A 17276-nucleotide genomic window follows, 5' to 3' on the forward strand; every position below is an offset into this window, starting at 1 on the left:
AACCTAGATTAAGCCAGAATTCAGGTTATATAATGAGGCGTGGCTTTGTTGCATCAATAAGATTTGTAGAGCAAGAGTGGTGATAATCTGGTAAGATGTCCTGAATTAAAAATAATCCAGATTATATGAAATCTCGGAAGAAAGCCCCTTTTAGTAAATCACGCAAGTATTCTAAATATAAAATAACGAATTGGTCAGAATATAATAATTTTTTACGCAACAGGGGTCGCATAGATTTTATGATTGCCAGTGATTTGGCGATTGGCTGGTATGCTGGTTACAGAGAGGAAATGAAACGAGGAAGACCTAGACGCTATAGTGATCACGCTATATTACAGTGTTTGAAGATCAGATGCTTATTCGGTCTTAAGTTACGCCAAACCCAAGGCTTTATAAACTGGCTCTTTGAAATATCGGGTTTATCTATTAGATGTCCAGACTATACAACATTAAGTAAGCGTATGAAGTCATTAGATCTTAGGTATTTACATGGAAATCAAGATAAAGAATTTAGTTGTATTTCAATGGATAGTACAGGGATACAAGCCTACACAGGGAACGAATGGCTAGAAAATAAGCATGGTAAGCAATATAAGCGTCGCATATGGAAAAAGCTACATATCGTTATAGAAGATCAAGGTATGATACTTGCCGATAGTACCACAGAGCATACTATAGATGATAGATCACAGATTGGACTACTAATAGCTAATGTCAGAGCCAAGGATTTTCTGGGAGATCGAGGGTATGACGGTGAATCTACATATCAATTGTTGAGAAAGAAGAAGATAAAACCAGTTATTAGACCCCCAAACTCTTCAGTAAAAGTTCAATCGCTTAGGGATAAAACTGAGAGAGATGCAGCTGTTATATATCAACAAAACAAAGGATACCAAGCATGGAGGGTAAAGAATAATTATGGTAGAAGGGAGCGTGTAGAGAACACGTTCTTTCGATTTAAAACTTCTTTTGGTAGTAAGTTTCTATCAAGACATGATCAAAATATGACAAAAGAAATGTCTATTAAATGCCACTTATTAAACAAAATGTTTGAAATTGGTAAACCTATCTCTGTGCCTGTTGGCTAGGCTAGCATTGCGGGGTTAGGGGCAGTATATTCAAAAGCTTATTTATGCAACAAAGCCATGAGGCGAGTAATATTATACTTGTTCATAATCATCCAAGTGGTAGCCCTGATCCTTCAAAAGCCGATATTGATATGACAAATATAATAGTAGATATGTGTAAAACAATAAATATTATAGTGCATGATCATGTAATTATCAGTAATAATAAATATTTTAGCTTTGAATCTAACATGTTACTATGAATATAAATAGCTATATTGTATTATTTATTTTTTCTTTTATAGCAACTACTATATTAACATACATATTGACCAAATATTTTAAGATAATTGGTTTAGTTGATATACCTAGTCAGCGTCGTTCTCATAATAAGATTACCCCACGTGGTGGAGGTCTTGCTATCGTAATTGTTGTAATGATTGCTTTAAGCAGTTTTGAATATATAACAAGCGGTTTGCTTACTAACTCGGCAAAAATATTACCGCCATTATTTGTAATTGCGACAGTTTCTTTTTTAGATGATTTAAAACCTGTGCCGGTACTAATTCGGTTGATAACTCATTTAATTTGTTCTGCTTTTGCTATCTATCTTTTGATCTCTCTGGATTTTGCTGCTAATATTAATGTACCAATATATCTTATTTTTATTGCATTAATTATAGCTTTAAGTGGCTTCGTTAATATATATAATTTTATGGATGGTATAGACGGCATGAGTTGTATAGAGTCTATTCATCTATCAAGCACTATACTTATATTATGTTTACTACAATTTCAGCTACTTGCTAATCCATATTTTATATTCAGTACGAATATTGTTATACTTGGTTGTTCTATTGGATTTTTAATATTTAATTGGCAGCCGGCAAAAATATTCTTAGGAGATGTGGGTAGCATTAGCCTTGGTTTCTTACTAGGTTTTTGTTTGTTGATGCTTGCTACTACAAATATTAACTTATTTATAGCTTGCTTTATCGCTAGTTTATATTACTTAACCGATGCGGTACTGACTATATTAATTAGATTAGTAAATAAAGAAAAAATTTGGCAACCTCACTTAAAGCATTTTTTCCAAAAAGCTGTCAAAAAAGGCAAATCTCATAAACGGGTAGTATCAATTATAGCAATTTGTAATATATTCTTGATGATATTATCCGTACTGTCGTTATACTTACCTATAATATCTGTGATGCTTGCTTTAGCAGTAATTACTTTAACTGTCCAAAGTTTATTAAGATGAAGCTAATTAAAGATGATGTTCATAAAATAGTTAGGCATATATTTGCAAGGCAACATCCTTTGCTTCCTGAAATTATGTTTAATTGGAACCAAATAGTCGGATTTAAATTTAGCGATAAGGTATTACCTTTAAAAATAATTGCTGATACTAATAAAAAACAAAAGATTAATACGTTGTTTATACAAGCAGAAGATCATGCAACAGCTTTAGAAGTATCTTTTTACCAAGAAATTATACTAGAACGTATCGCAATTTATTTAGGCTTTAAAGCAATACACCAGATGCGAGTGACTGTCTATAAGCAAAAATAGTGGTGTTATGGCATTGCCTGCGTGGACCAGTTTTTCCCTTGTCATACCGCAACTTGATCGCGGTATCTTAGGACGTAGTTTGCGATACAAGACCCCGTGGTCAAGCCACGGGGGTATAATGGACTAATGGTATGGACCTCCTGATATAGAGAATGAAAAGCAGTTGCTAATCTTCTAGGGTTAATATTTAACATATTAAAACAACAATTAAGGAGGTCCATATGGAGGTTACTACAATTGGTATAGATATTGCAAAAAGAATTTTTCAAATTCATGGTGTAGATAAAAATGGCAAGACAGTATTAAAGAAAAAATTGATGAGAGATCAGGTTTTAACATTTATGGCTAATTTACCACAATGTTTAGTAGTCCGTCCGCCAAAACTCTACAAGCCTTATAGATAATATGGTTTTAAGACAAGAAGTAATACAACAATCCGTAAGAAAATGATAAAATATGGTCATAAACCTTATGGATTTCAGTCAATGCCAATAGACAACATTATCAAATCGCAAGAACAAGGGAAACTGTTTGGTTATAAATTAAAAGAAGAATTAAACCCAAATAATAAGCTATATAAATTAAGAGAATTAATAAATTGGTCTAGGCTCGAAGAGTGGTTATCAAAAAATGTTTGTATTAAGAAATTTGGTAGAAATAGAAAATGTCATAGAGTGATGCTTGGCATAACGATGCTACAAGCAATGTATAATTTTTCAGATTCATTATCAGAGGAAGAGCTAAAAGAGAATATGTATTGGCAGTATTTCTGCGGGTGGGAATATATAGAAAAAGACATAGCTATCTCGGAAACTAGTATACGACGGTTTCGTAGTGTATTAGGTGAAGCTGGATATAATGAGATATTATCGGAGTTGATCAGGGTTGGGATAAAAACTAACACAATTAAAAAAAAAGATTTGGAATTAATCATCGCTGATACGACTGTACAAATTAAGAATATCAAACACCCACACGATGTTTATTTAATGGATAAAGCTAGGCTTAGCATAGTAAAGCTTTGCAACAGTTTGGGTATACATTTGAATGAAACATACGCTAGAACCTATAAACGCGATATAGTAAAGCTATGGAAATATAAAGAACATAGTAAAGCCAAGAAGCGTTGGAAAATAATGAAGCATTTAAAAATATTACTGGGTCGTTTGATTAGAGTATGTGAGCGTGAGATCAAAAATAAGCAATTAAACTTGTCTCTCAAAAATCAAGAAGTATTGCAAAAAATAAAACAAATACATAACCAATCTGTTTTAAAAAGAGAAGCTAAAAAGCAATATAAAGAAGATAACAAAGTATTATATAGTTTTCATGCCCCTGAAGTAGAGTGTATAGGAAAGGGAAAACGCAACAAGCCATATGAGTTTGGCAATAAAGTAGCGGTAGTAGTAAGTGGTCGTAGAAATTTTGTTTTATCCGCAAAATCGTTTCATAATAATCCTTATGATGGTCATACATTGCATCAGAGCTTTGAAGCAGTAGAGAGTGTCACTGGAATCAAGATAAAGAAATCATTTGTTGATCTTGGGTATAGTGGTAGCAATGTAAAGGAGAAGAGTAAGGTATATACCCCAAAAACGCGGAAGAAGTTGTTACAAGAGGACAAGTCTATGATCAAGAGACGCAGTGCCATAGAACCAATAATAGGTCACTTAAAGCAATATGGTCGGATGGGTAGAAACTTCTTGAAAGGTATGATAGGAGATATTATCAATCCAATAATCTCTGCTATTGGTTTGAATTTACGATGCATTGCAAATCATTTACAAATCGTGTCTAACTCCACATAAATCAAAAATATCATCATGCAAAAACTAGATGAACGATAAAAAATCGTTAACAATAGCTCCATATCAAAATTAGACCAACACAGAAATGTATCAGTAAAAATTAACATAACTTATTAATTTTTATTGAAAATCTTAGCAATTTGTTGTCAAAACTCTATCCCATTACAAATGATCAGGATTTGAAGTGTTTTTGGCGGATAGACTTAGTAGGGATGGAAGCTTGTGGTGGTTCTAGTTATTGGGCAAGAGAAATAACTAAATTAGGGCATGAAGTAAAACTAATGGCACCGCAATTTGTCAAACCATATGTTAAAACTAATAAAAATGATCAAGCAGATGCTGAAGCGATATGTGAAGCCGTGACAAGACCTAATATGAGATTTGTTGCAATTAAAACTATAGAGCAACAAGAAATTTTATCAATACATAGGGTAAGAGAGAGATTGGTAAAAAATCGTACAGCACTTGCTAATGAAATTAGGGGGCTACTACATGAGTTTGGTTTTATTGTTCCTCAAGGCATTAATAAGGTTATCACAAAATTAATTGAGATTTTAGATGCAGGGAAATTAAGCCAGTTAAGTTATCAAACATTTAGTGAACTAAAAGAAGAATTCTTAGATAATAACAGAAAAATAAAAGAGATAGAAAAACGATTAACAATGATAGCAAGTAACCTAACTCAATATCAACGATTAAGAGCTATACCTGGTCTTGGTTTAATTACTGCTACTGCTTTAATAGCATCAATAGGTAATGCTACAAGTTTTGAGAATGGCAGGCAATTATCGGCATGGCTAGGATTAGTGCCAAGACAACATTCAAGTGGTGGGAAGGATAAGCTGCTGGGAATTAGCAAGCGAGGTGATGTATACTTACGCACTTTATTAATTCAAGGGGCTAGAGCTGTACTAAATGCCAAGATAAGATTTACATCGGAAGAACAGAAATCTAAAAAAGATTTTAGCCAATTTACGAAATGGATGTTTAATTTATCTGAGCGAAGTAGCCATAATAAAACGACAGTTGCCATAGCTAATAAGTTGGCAAGAGTGGTGTTTGCTGTACTAAGATCAGGAGATGATTATGTAGAGAGTAAAGTTTGTAGCTAAAGAGTGTGTAGCATAGCACTTATAAGTAAAATAAATGGTGATTTATATAATGAATAGGTAAAAGCAAAACAATATGTAAGAGATTCCAACCCGAAATATGCTTGAGATAATTAATATTGATGGTAAATAAGACAAACCTTAGCTTACAAAAAAACTGCGTTTTTCAGTGGCTCTTTTAGAAGCCGATGGACTGATAAGTATATAGTTTGTAAGCCAGCGAATTCCATCAGGGCTGTAGAATAAATTAGGTTGATTTATCAGCTATAAGCCGGATACATGACTGCATTTGTTTGTTTTTATTATTGATGTTATTTTTTTCTTGCATTCTACAGGAGGTCCATACATGAAAAAATTGGACAAAAAAATGAAGGAGTGTGTTTCCGCAATAAGTTAGAATAAATAGCAATAAACTTAAGAGGAAAGATGAAGAAAAATAAAGTAAAAATTTTCAGTGCTTCAGAAAAAACGGGGATAGTATTAGAATTAATCTCTCAGGGTTTAATTCCCCGAAGCTCTGCTTCGTGATATCATAAGAAACAACTAAAACTTTTTTAGATACCTCGTAGCTCTGCTGCGAGGAGCATCATTTACAGTTTAGCGGAATATTTAATATACTATTCCAAACTGTATCCCAGCCTTTTGCATGAGTAATATTAGGTAAAACCTTATGCTTGACACAATTAGATGAGCTAGCGTTTATATAAAGTTCTGCGATAAAAGTTGGAACTCTTTTGTCATCTGCTCCTGAGAGATGTAGTTGAGGGATGTGACTGATTTGCCTTGCGTAATTTATTGGATTTAATGATTTAGTTAGATAACCACGATAATTATGATGCTTGTCAAATTTCTCAGTATCTAAATTACCGGCAATCGTTATAATATCTTTCACATTACTATTTTGGCTAGCGATTAATATTGTAAGCCCGCCGCCACCTGAAAAGCCAACTAAGCTAAATTTCTGCCCATTATTAATAGTATTTATGACATCATTAATTGAATTTACCACTTCATGGTTCATTCTTTTATCTAACCAATAATCATTAACGCATTTTGCATTCATCTCTAAAGGAGTATATTGACAAGGTCTTGCTATATAAACAACATTCGGTCGCTTATCGATTGTAGCAAGTCTTAACAACATTGGATTAACAGGGGTAGGGTTGTCAGAATTAACGCCTCCATCTGCAAGATGTCCATCCCCTTCAATGTAAAATACAAAAGGCTGATTACGATCAGTGACACGCTGATAAGTCGTAAGAATAAAATCACCACCTTTTACAAGTTGTTGCTGAAAATTATTTTGTTTAGCTATATCTTGCGAATGTTTCACTCTACTTGCCACATCATGGGTAGTAGAACAACCAGAAAGTAGCACAGAAACTAAAAATATTATCCAAATAAAATTTTTCATAATGTATTTAATGATTATTTTCCTCGTCATTGCGAGCCACTGAAAGTGGCGTGGCAATCCAGAAAAAATAATAAAAAATACTAATATTAGTATTTTTACTGGATCTAGTTCCCAAGCCACGGGATGACACAGTAGGCTTTGCCACTCCTCGCAATAACGTTACGATAATTAGAACGGTATTTCGTCATCTAAGTCGCTATGATCAAAAGAAGGTTTGGAATGTTTATATTCACTATGACCTGAATCTTGAAGACTAGAACTAGTAGAATTTTTGCTATCCAATAATATTAATTGTGAATTAAAATTTTGTAATACGATTTCTGTAGTATATTTTTCTACGCCTGAACTATCATGCCATTTACGAGTTTGTAACGAGCCTTCAATATATAATTTACCACCTTTTTTAACGTAGTTTTTTACAACAGATACTAACCCTTCGTTAAATATCACTACTCTATGCCATTCGGTCTTTTCTTTTTTTTCACCGGTAACACGGTCTTTCCAAATGTCGGTGGTGGCTAAAGAAAGATTCACTATTTCCTTTCCTTCCCCCGTAGTTCTAATTTCAGGATCACGTCCTAAATTGCCTATTAATGTCACTTTATTTAAGCTACCTGCCATAGATTACCTATTTTAAAAATATTATTATTGCAATAATAAAATAAAAGAGCCTATAATACTACAGGTTTTTTAAAATATCCTAAAATTTTTCAGTAAGAGTGATATGAACCAAGAATATATCAAGGTACGTGGTGCTAAAGAGCACAATCTAAAGAATATAAATGTTGATATTCCAAGGAATAAATTTGTCGTTATAACTGGTCTTAGCGGTTCGGGTAAATCTTCCTTAGCGTTTGATACGATTTATGCAGAGGGTCAAAGAAGATATGTTGAGAGCTTATCTTCATATGCAAGGCAATTTTTGCATTTGCAAAATAAACCGAATGTTGAGTCTATTTCTGGATTATCGCCAGCTATTGCGATTGATCAGAAAACTACTTCTAAGAATCCGCGTTCTACAGTTGGAACTATAACTGAGATTTACGATTATCTCAGGTTATTATATGCAAGGGTTGGGATTCCTTATTCTCCGGCAACGGGTCTTCCTATACATAGTCAAACTGTTTCTGAAATGGTAGATATAATAAATGAATTACCGCAAGGTACGAAGATATATTTACTAGCTCCGATTGTCAGAGGACATAAAGGGGAATTCAAATATGAGATTATGAATCTGAAAAAGCAAGGATTCCAGAAGTTAATTGTTAATGGGGAAACTTGTGAAATAGATGATTTGCCGAAGCTTGATAAAAATAAAAAACATAATATTGAAGTAATTGTTGATAGAATAGTTTTAGATGAGAATTTAGGCCATAGGCTGGCTGATAGTTTAGAGAGTTCATTAAATCTTGCTGATGGTATTACCTACCTAGAAATCGTAGAATTACCAACTGCAGCTAATACTGAATACGAAAAAAATCAGCGTATAACTTTTTCCGAAAAATATTCTTGTCCAGTGTCAGGATTTCAGCTTACAGAAATTGAACCAAGAATATTTTCCTTTAATAGTCCTTTTGGTGCATGTCCTAAATGCGAGGGAATTGGTAAAGAGTTGTTCTTCGATCGTGATTTAATTGTACCAGATCATAGAATATCCATTAAAGATGGTGCAATAGTGCCGTGGGGCAGTACGTCCTCAAAATTTATCCTAGAGACATTAAAAGCACTTGCTGAGCATTATAGATTTTCTATAGACTCACCTTTTTCAGCTTTATCTGATAATATTAAAACAATTTTATTTGAAGGTTCTGGAGAAGAAGCGATAAGATTTGAGTTTCATGATGGTTCTAAAACACAAGTAATGCATCAGCCATTTGCTGGAATAATACCGAGTTTGCAAGAAAAAGATCGCACTATAGAATCGGTTTTAATCAAGGAAGAGTTAGCTAAATTTAAGTCCGAACATAAATGTACGGCTTGTAATGGCTATAGGCTAAAAGACGAAGCTTTATGTGTTAAAATAGTAAATATTCATATAGGTGAAGTAGCAGATATGAGTATTGCAACACTGCAACAATGGTTTGCTCACCTAGAACAAAAATTAAATAAAAAACAATTATTTATCGCTGAACGTATCCTTAAAGAAATTAATGAAAGACTAAAATTTTTGATGAATGTTGGACTTGATTACCTAACATTGTCACGAGAGTCTGGCACTTTATCAGGAGGAGAAAGTCAGCGTATCCGTCTTGCTTCGCAAATAGGATCGGGCTTAAGCGGTGTTTTATACGTACTTGACGAGCCATCTATTGGTTTGCATCAACGTGATAATACTAGATTAATTGAAACGCTAAAAAGGCTAAGAGATCTTGGTAATACTGTTTTAGTAGTTGAGCATGACGAAGAAACAATGTATGAGGCTGATCATATTATTGATATAGGACCTGGTGCTGGTATTCATGGTGGTCGGGTTATTGCTGAGGGTAATGCTGAAGAAATAAAGAATTTTGAAGAAAGTATTACAGGAAGATATTTAAGCGGTCGTCAAACAATTAAAGTGCCAACGCAAACACGAACAGGACATGATAATAGAGCAATAGAGCTTATTGGAGCTGTTTCTAATAATTTAGATAATGTCGATATAAAAATCCCGCTCGGTACATTTACTGCTATAACAGGGGTATCAGGAAGCGGAAAATCAAGTTTGATGATCCATACTCTATATAAGGCTGCTTTAAAGCATCTAGAGCCTACAGCAAAAGTATTTCCAGGAAAATACCAAAAATTAAAAGGACTTGAATATATAGATAAAATTATTGATATTAATCAGTCACCAATTGGTAGAACTCCGCGTTCTAACCCTGCAACTTATACCGGTGCGTTTACTCATATTAGAGACTGGTTTGTAGAACTGCCTGAGTCAAAAGCTAGAGGTTATAAGGTTGGTAGGTTTTCATTTAACGTTAAGGGCGGTAGATGTGAGGCATGTCAAGGTGATGGGCTCATTAAGATAGAAATGCACTTCTTGCCTGACGTATATGTAAAATGTGACATTTGTAACGGTCATAGATATAATAGAGAAACTTTAGAGATAAAATATAAAGGTAAATCTATTGCTGATATATTAATGATGACAGTAGAAGATGCAATGCAATTCTTTGAAAAAATCCCATTAATCTATGAAAAACTTATTACCTTAAATGAAGTAGGGCTTGGCTATATTAAAATCGGTCAATCGGCTACCACCATTTCAGGAGGGGAGGCACAGCGTGTTAAACTTGCTAAAGAGCTGTCAAGGCGTTCAACCGGTAAAACGCTGTATATACTAGATGAGCCAACTACAGGGCTACATATTGACGATATTAATAAATTGCTAAAAGTGCTGCATAAGCTTGTTGATATGGGAAATACTGTTTTGGTTATCGAGCATAATCTAGATGTGATAAAAACAGCTGATTATATTATTGATATTGGTCCTGAGGGTGGTGATAAAGGCGGTAAGATAGTGGTACATGGCACCCCCGCTGATATTGCCGCATGTGACGAAAGCCATACAGGTAGGTATCTAAAGCAGTATTTGAAATGATATAGTTTGTTAGATGCGTAGTATTGATTCAGCAATCTTAGGAATTTGGTACTATATTTATTAGGATTATATTAATTTTCGTAATAACGATTATTTTAATATTTTATCAGAGGAAATAATATTTTTGCAAGAGTAGTTTTCCCTGATTGTCTTGGTCCAGTAATACCTAAAACTGGGTAAAATTTGAGTCTTTTGCAATGATTGTGTAAATTTTTGTTGAGCCTATATTAGAAGTAATTAAAAATATAGGTAACAGAAATGCAAATAGAGAAGAATAAAAAAATAAATGAAGCAATAGATTTGCTGATAAAAGGCGGAGTAGATTTAAAAACAGTACTAAGTCAGAATGGATTAATTAAGGAATTAACCAAGGGTATTTTAGAGCGAGCACTGCATGCTGAGATGTCAGAACATTTAGGTTATAGCAAGTATGATAGAGCTGAAACTGAGAATGCGAGGAATGGTAGTTTTAGTAAGAATCTGATTAGTGAGAATGGTACTATAGAGATAAATGTTCCAAGAGACAGACAAGGTAAATTTGAACCTATAATAGTCTCAAAGAAACAAACAAGAATAGATGGCTTAGACCAAAAGATAATATCCTTATATGCGAAGGGTATGAGTGTGTCTGATATTAACAGGAGTTTCGCACTTAGCAAAAAGTATGTTAATCTAGAGAAAAATAGTTTTAGATAAAAATAACAAGAACAAAATGTAGCAAGGACTTATATAAATCATTTTTACAAGCAAGTAGTGTCAGATATACTAGCAAGGCATTATCTGAAGTGAGTCCAGTAGATCTATCTCACGATAGTGCAAGTCGATGGTTAAAGAGTAAGGATTTTCGTCCTAGCGAAATCTATAAGGAAGTGTCAAAATATATAGATTGGGAAGCACCGTGTTTATTAGTGGGGGATGACACCTTATTATCAAAGCAATACAGTCAGAAGATTGAGCTTGTACGTTATCAATATTCTGGAGCTGTACATGATGTTATACCTGGTATAGGAATGGTAAACTTACTACATTACAATACTAAAATTGCTCAATCTACTCCCGTAGATTATAGAATATATGATAAAGACACTGATGGTAAAACAAAGAATGAGCATTTTTGTGATATGCTTACTTTAGCTAAAGAAAGAGGTCTCAATCCTGATCAGGAGTTTCGCACTTAGCAAAATTGTGTATTAGTTAGAAGCCATTTAATGTTGTTCTGAATTGATGTTTTTATAACTTCCCAAGTTTGTTGATATAAAGTAATGTTTTCATTTATCCTCCTTTTGTTCATATCAAGCCAGGCCAATACAGCAAGGCAAATATGATTTCTTTGAGCTCGACCCGTGCGTGCCTGACAGCATTCAATACCACAAGTTTGTTTCAATTCTCGATGATAAACTTCTATAGACCAACGCGCCTTAACAATTTTCTCTATTTGCTCACGTGTAGGATTCTCTAAATTAGTTGTTATGTAATCAATGCGACCATTTTTTGCCACAAACTTAAATACCGTAACCCAACCGTATCCACGTAGGTGAATTTTTAGCCCTTCATCGGGAATCTCTAAAGTTTCCAAGCTAACATTACGATTAACTTTTCTATTTTTTCTTAGGTTGGTAACCCATATCCAACCTAAATTACGTATATGTTTTAAATTATCCAAACCACTATACCAAGCATCCATAACTATAGCATCAGGCTTGATACCTCTTTCTTTAGCTAAAGTAAGCATATCACAAAAATGCTCGTTCTTTGTTTTACCATCAGTTTCTTTATCATATATTCTATAATCTACAGGAGTAGATTGATCAATTTGAGTATTGTAATGCAGTAAGTTTACCATTCCTATACCAGGTATAACATCATGTACAGCCCCAGAATATTGATAATTTACAAGCTCGATCCTCTTACTGTATTGCTTTGACAATAAGGTGTCATCTCCCACTAATAAACAAGGATCTTCCAGATCAATATATTTTGACACTTTGCTATAGATTTCGCTAGGGCGAAAATCCTTACTCTTTAACCATCGACTTGCACTATCGTGCGATAGATCTAATGGACTTACTTCAGATAATGCTTTGCTAGTATATCTTACACTACTTGCTTGTAAGAATGATTTATATAAATCTTTGCTACATTTTGATCTTGTCATTTTTATCTAAAACTATTTTTCTCTAGATTAGCATATTATTTGCTAAGTGCGAAACTCCTGCTGATGCCATAGTCATGGATGCTTGGTATAGCGGGTTGGAGGATTTAAAACATATACGTAATTTAGGCTGGCTATGGGTTACCACCCTAAGGAAAAATAGAAAAGTTAATCATAATGTTAGCTTGGAAAGTTTAGAGATACCCGATGAGGGGCTAAAAATTCACCTACGTGGATACGGTTGGGTTACGGTATTTAAGTTTGTGGCAAAGAATGGTCGCATTGATTACATAACAACGAACTTGGAAAATCCCACACGTGAGCAAATAGAGAAAATTGTTAAGGCACGTTGGTCTATAGAGGTTTATCATCGAGAATTAAAACAAACTTGTGGTATTGAACGCTGTCAGGCACGCACGGGCCGAGCTCAAAGAAATCATATTTGCCTTGCAGTATTTGCCTGGCTTGATATGAATAAAAGGAGGATAAATGAAAACATTACTTTATATCAACAAACTTGGGAAGTTATAAAAACATCAATTCAAAACAATATCAGATGGCTTTTAACTGATTCGCAACTTTGCTAAGTGCGAAACTCCTGATTAAAACACAATTGCAAGAATTATATGGAGCTGAGATCAGTGAGAGCCTAATCAGCAGGATTACAGATGAAGTAATAGATGAGGTCAAGATTTGGCAGAGTAGACCTCTTGAATCAGTATACCCTATAGTATATTTTGACTGTTTAGTAGTGAAAGTAAGACAAGATAAACTTATTAATGATGCTCCTCGCAGCAGAGCTACGAGGTATCTAAAAAAGTTTTAGTTGTTTCTTATGATATCACGAAGCAGAGCTTCGGGGAATTAAACCCTGAGAGATTAATAAATCAGTATATGTAGCTTTAGGAATAGATTTATCTGGCAGAAAGGATATTTTAGGCTTATGGATAAGTGAGAATGAAGGAGCTAAATTTTGGCTTGGTAATTTTACTGAAATGAAGAATCGAGGAGTAAAAGATATCTTAATTGCGTGTAGGAGTCTTTTGCAATGATTGTGTAAATTTTTGTTGAGCCTATATTAGAAGTAATTAAAAATATAGGTAACAGAAATGCAAATAGAGAAGAATAAAAAAATAAATGAAGCAATAGATTTGCTGATAGAAGGTGGAGTAGATTTAAAAACAGTACTAAGTCAGAATGGATTAATTAAGGAATTAACCAAGGGTATTTTAGAGCGAGCACTGCATGCTGAGATGTCAGAACATTTAGGTTATAGCAAGTATGATAGAGCTGAAACTGAGAATGCGAGGAATGGTAGTTTTAGTAAGAATCTGATTAGTGAGAATGGTACTATAGAGCTAAATGTTCCAAGAGACAGACAAGGTAAATTTGAACCTATAATAGTCTCAAAGAAACAAACAAGAATAGATGGCTTAGACCAAAAGATAATATCCTTATATGCGAAGGGTATGAGTGTGTCTGATATTAAAACACAATTGCAAGAATTATATGGAGCTGAGATCAGTGAGAGCCTAATCAGCAGGATTACAGATGAAGTAATAGATGAGGTCAAGATTTGGCAGAGTAGACCTCTTGAATCAGTATACCCTATAGTATATTTTGACTGTTTAGTAGTGAAAGTAAGACAAGATAAACTTATTATTAATAAATCAGTATATGTAGCTTTAGGAATAGATTTATCTGGCAGAAAGGATATTTTAGGCTTATGGATAAGTGAGAATGAAGGAGCTAAATTTTGGCTCGGTAATTTTACTGAAATGAAGAATCGAGGAGTAAAAGATATCTTAATTGCTTGTAGTGATAATCTAACTGGTATGTCTGATGCTATTGCATCAGTATATCCGAAAACTGAACATCAAATTTGTATTGTCCATCAGATCAGGAATAGCCTCAAATATGTATCATATAAAGATAGAAAGCAATTAGCAGCGGATTTGAAACTAATCTATACTTCTGCTACTGAAAAAGAAGCAGAATTAGCTCTTGAGTCATTTGATCAAAAATGGAGTAAGCAATATCCGCATATAGCTAAATCTTGGTATAATAATTGGGATAATTTGATAATTTTCTTGCAATATCCAAAGGAGATTCGTAAGATTATTTACACTACAAATGCGATAGAATCGCTGAATAGCCAATTGAGAAAAGTTACTAAGAATAAACGCATCTTTCCAAATGATGACGCAGTATTTAAGGTTTTATATCTGACAATTGATTATATTACCAAAAAATGGTCTATGCCTATCCCCAATTGGAATGAAGCTATGGCTCATTTTATGATCAAATTTGATGGTAGAATTTAATGGTTCACGAAATTTACACAATTGATGAGACAGAGCCGCGTGTAGTGATAATCTAACTGGTATGTCTGATGCTATTGCATCAGTATATCCGAAAACTGAACATCAAATTTGTATTGTCCATCAGATCAGGAATAGCCTCAAATATGTATCATATAAAGATAGAAAGCAATTAGCAGCGGATTTGAAACTAAGGTAAATTCCAGTATTAATTAAGCCAGATTTATATTTTCTTCCCATACCTCATTGGGTGTTTTATAACCGAGCACTTTTCTTGGTAAATTATTTAAAAAATCCTCAATTTCTTGTAATTACTTTATTGTTAATTTTTTTATATCTAAAGATTTAGAGTATACTCTGTGCACCATTGAGTTAATCTTCTCTATCAATGGTTTTTGCCATGGAGAATAAGGATTGCAAAAATATACTTTTCGTTCAGATTTTGGCAATAGTTGTTCATGATTGGTAGTCTATCCGCCAAAAACACTTCAAATCCTGATCATTTGTAATGGGATAGAGTTTTGACAACAAATTGCTAAGATTTTCAATAAAAATTAATAAGTCCGTCCGCCAAAACTCTACAAGCCTTATAGATAATATGGTTTTAAGACAAGAAGTAATACAACAATCCGTAAGAAAATGATAAAATATGGTCATAAACCTTATGGATTTCAGTCAATGCCAATAGACAACATTATCAAATCGCAAGAACAAGGGAAACTGTTTGGTTATAAATTAAAAGAAGAATTAAACCCAAATAATAAGCTATATAAATTAAGAGAATTAATAAATTGGTCTAGGCTCGAAGAGTGGTTATCAAAAAATGTTTGTATTAAGAAATTTGGTAGAAATAGAAAATGTCATAGAGTGATGCTTGGCATAACGATGCTACAAGCAATGTATAATTTTTCAGATTCATTATCAGAGGAAGAGCTAAAAGAGAATATGTATTGGCAGTATTTCTGCGGGTGGGAATATATAGAAAAAGACATAGCTATCTCGGAAACTAGTATACGACGGTTTCGTAGTGTATTAGGTGAAGCTGGATATAATGAGATATTATCGGAGTTGATCAGGGTTGGGATAAAAACTAACACAATTAAAAAAAAAGATTTGGAATTAATCATCGCTGATACGACTGTACAAATTAAGAATATCAAACACCCACACGATGTTTATTTAATGGATAAAGCTAGGCTTAGCATAGTAAAGCTTTGCAACAGTTTGGGTATACATTTGAATGAAACATACGCTAGAACCTATAAACGCGATATAGTAAAGCTATGGAAATATAAAGAACATAGTAAAGCCAAGAAGCGTTGGAAAATAATGAAGCATTTAAAAATATTACTGGGTCGTTTGATTAGAGTATGTGAGCGTGAGATCAAAAATAAGCAATTAAACTTGTCTCTCAAAAATCAAGAAGTATTGCAAAAAATAAAACAAATACATAACCAATCTGTTTTAAAAAGAGAAGCTAAAAAGCAATATAAAGAAGATAACAAAGTATTATATAGTTTTCATGCCCCTGAAGTAGAGTGTATAGGAAAGGGAAAACGCAACAAGCCATATGAGTTTGGCAATAAAGTAGCGGTAGTAGTAAGTGGTCGTAGAAATTTTGTTTTATCCGCAAAATCGTTTCATAATAATCCTTATGATGGTCATACATTGCATCAGAGCTTTGAAGCAGTAGAGAGTGTCACTGGAATCAAGATAAAGAAATCATTTGTTGATCTTGGGTATAGTGGTAGCAATGTAAAGGAGAAGAGTAAGGTATATACCCCAAAAACGCGGAAGAAGTTGTTACAAGAGGACAAGTCTATGATCAAGAGACGCAGTGCCATAGAACCAATAATAGGTCACTTAAAGCAATATGGTCGGATGGGTAGAAACTTCTTGAAAGGTATGATAGGAGATATTATCAATCCAATAATCTCTGCTATTGGTTTGAATTTACGATGCATTGCAAATCATTTACAAATCGTGTCTAACTCCACATAAATCAAAAATATCATCATGCAAAAACTAGATGAACGATAAAAAATCGTTAACAATAGCTCCATATCAAAATTAGACCAACACAGAAATGTATCAGTAAAAATTAACATAACTTATTAATTTTTATTGAAAATCTTAGCAATTTGTTGTCAAAACTCTATCCCATTACAAATGATCAGGATTTGAAGTGTTTTTGGCGGATAGACTAATAAGTTATGTTAATTTTTACTGATACATTTCTGTGTTGGT

12 protein-coding genes and 7 pseudogenes are annotated in these 17276 nt (G+C 33.5%); 15 read left to right on the plus strand and 4 right to left on the minus strand.

Features of this window, described 5'->3' with window-relative positions; translation table 11 throughout:
• Nucleotides 1–125: 125 nt before the first annotated feature.
• The 7 genes and pseudogenes from AAHI98_RS06815 to AAHI98_RS06845 form a co-directional block, all read left to right on the plus strand.
• Nucleotides 126–1088: an IS5 family transposase gene (locus AAHI98_RS06815; RefSeq protein WP_342225445.1), complete on the plus strand. Its 963-nt coding sequence runs from the start codon at nt 126–128 to the stop codon at nt 1086–1088.
• Between the two features lie 44 nt (nt 1089–1132).
• Nucleotides 1133–1330 (plus strand): JAB domain-containing protein, encoded by a 198-nt coding sequence (locus AAHI98_RS06820; protein WP_342225446.1) that lies wholly within the window; start codon nt 1133–1135, stop codon nt 1328–1330.
• Entirely contained in the window at nt 1327–2328 is a 1002-nt protein-coding gene (locus AAHI98_RS06825; protein WP_342225447.1) for an MraY family glycosyltransferase, read from the plus strand. The genes AAHI98_RS06820 and AAHI98_RS06825 overlap by 4 nt, the downstream gene beginning before the upstream one ends.
• Nucleotides 2325–2639 carry a DUF721 domain-containing protein gene (locus AAHI98_RS06830; protein WP_342225448.1) on the plus strand — a complete coding sequence of 105 codons (315 nt, stop codon included), beginning with the start codon at nt 2325–2327 and terminating at the stop codon, nt 2637–2639. Before AAHI98_RS06825 ends, AAHI98_RS06830 begins: the two co-directional genes overlap by 4 nt.
• 221 nt (nt 2640–2860) lie before the next feature.
• Complete coding sequence (locus AAHI98_RS06835; RefSeq protein ID WP_410526218.1) at nt 2861–3043, plus strand: hypothetical protein; 183 nt, start codon at nt 2861–2863, stop codon at nt 3041–3043.
• Between the two features lie 42 nt (nt 3044–3085).
• A complete protein-coding gene (locus AAHI98_RS06840; RefSeq protein ID WP_342224717.1) occupies nt 3086–4447 on the plus strand; it encodes an IS5 family transposase in 1362 nt (453 codons plus the stop codon).
• 203 nt (nt 4448–4650) lie between these two features.
• Nucleotides 4651–5559, plus strand: a pseudogene (locus tag AAHI98_RS06845) (IS110 family RNA-guided transposase); the annotation flags it as partial.
• A gap of 583 nt (nt 5560–6142) precedes the next feature.
• Here the strand turns inward: AAHI98_RS06845 and AAHI98_RS06850 are convergent.
• Together AAHI98_RS06850 and ssb are read right to left on the minus strand one after the other, a co-directional pair.
• Complete coding sequence (locus tag AAHI98_RS06850; protein ID WP_342225533.1) at nt 6143–6970, minus strand: alpha/beta hydrolase family protein; 828 nt, start codon at nt 6968–6970, stop codon at nt 6143–6145.
• 168 nt (nt 6971–7138) lie between these two features.
• Entirely contained in the window at nt 7139–7591 is a 453-nt protein-coding gene (ssb, locus tag AAHI98_RS06855) for a single-stranded DNA-binding protein (protein ID WP_342225450.1), read from the minus strand.
• Between the two features lie 103 nt (nt 7592–7694).
• Here ssb and uvrA point away from each other — a divergent pair, with 103 nt between their 5' ends.
• The 3 genes and pseudogenes from uvrA to AAHI98_RS06870 form a co-directional block, all read left to right on the plus strand.
• A complete protein-coding gene (gene uvrA, locus AAHI98_RS06860; protein ID WP_342225451.1) occupies nt 7695–10556 on the plus strand; it encodes an excinuclease ABC subunit UvrA in 2862 nt (953 codons plus the stop codon).
• A 264-nt stretch (nt 10557–10820) separates the two neighbouring features.
• Nucleotides 10821–11192: pseudogene (locus tag AAHI98_RS06865) on the plus strand (transposase); the annotation flags it as partial.
• A 62-nt stretch (nt 11193–11254) separates the two neighbouring features.
• Nucleotides 11255–11716, plus strand: a pseudogene (locus tag AAHI98_RS06870) (IS701 family transposase); the annotation flags it as partial.
• Nucleotides 11717–11730: 14 nt separating this feature from the next.
• Here AAHI98_RS06870 and AAHI98_RS06875 read toward each other — a convergent pair.
• Nucleotides 11731–12711 carry an IS701 family transposase gene (locus AAHI98_RS06875; protein WP_342224656.1) on the minus strand — a complete coding sequence of 327 codons (981 nt, stop codon included), beginning with the start codon at nt 12709–12711 and terminating at the stop codon, nt 11731–11733.
• Nucleotides 12712–12773: 62 nt separating this feature from the next.
• Here AAHI98_RS06875 and AAHI98_RS06880 point away from each other — a divergent pair.
• The 4 genes and pseudogenes from AAHI98_RS06880 to AAHI98_RS06900 all read left to right on the plus strand — a co-directional run.
• Nucleotides 12774–13295 (plus strand): annotated as a pseudogene (locus tag AAHI98_RS06880) (transposase); the annotation flags it as partial.
• 14 nt (nt 13296–13309) lie between these two features.
• Nucleotides 13310–13742, plus strand: a pseudogene (locus tag AAHI98_RS18125) (transposase); the annotation flags it as partial.
• 75 nt (nt 13743–13817) lie between these two features.
• Complete coding sequence (locus tag AAHI98_RS06895; RefSeq protein ID WP_342224662.1) at nt 13818–15032, plus strand: IS256 family transposase; 1215 nt, start codon at nt 13818–13820, stop codon at nt 15030–15032.
• Between the two features lie 37 nt (nt 15033–15069).
• Nucleotides 15070–15219 (plus strand): annotated as a pseudogene (locus AAHI98_RS06900) (transposase); the annotation flags it as partial.
• Between the two features lie 22 nt (nt 15220–15241).
• Here AAHI98_RS06900 and AAHI98_RS18575 read toward each other — a convergent pair.
• Nucleotides 15242–15496, minus strand: a pseudogene (locus AAHI98_RS18575) (transposase); the annotation flags it as partial.
• A 172-nt stretch (nt 15497–15668) separates the two neighbouring features.
• Between AAHI98_RS18575 and AAHI98_RS06910 the strand changes: the two are divergent.
• Complete coding sequence (locus AAHI98_RS06910; protein WP_342224717.1) at nt 15669–17030, plus strand: IS5 family transposase; 1362 nt, start codon at nt 15669–15671, stop codon at nt 17028–17030.
• Nucleotides 17031–17276 lie beyond the last annotated feature (246 nt).

This window comes from Rickettsia endosymbiont of Urophora cardui (assembly GCF_964030725.1).
Lineage (GTDB): Bacteria > Pseudomonadota > Alphaproteobacteria > Rickettsiales > Rickettsiaceae > Rickettsia.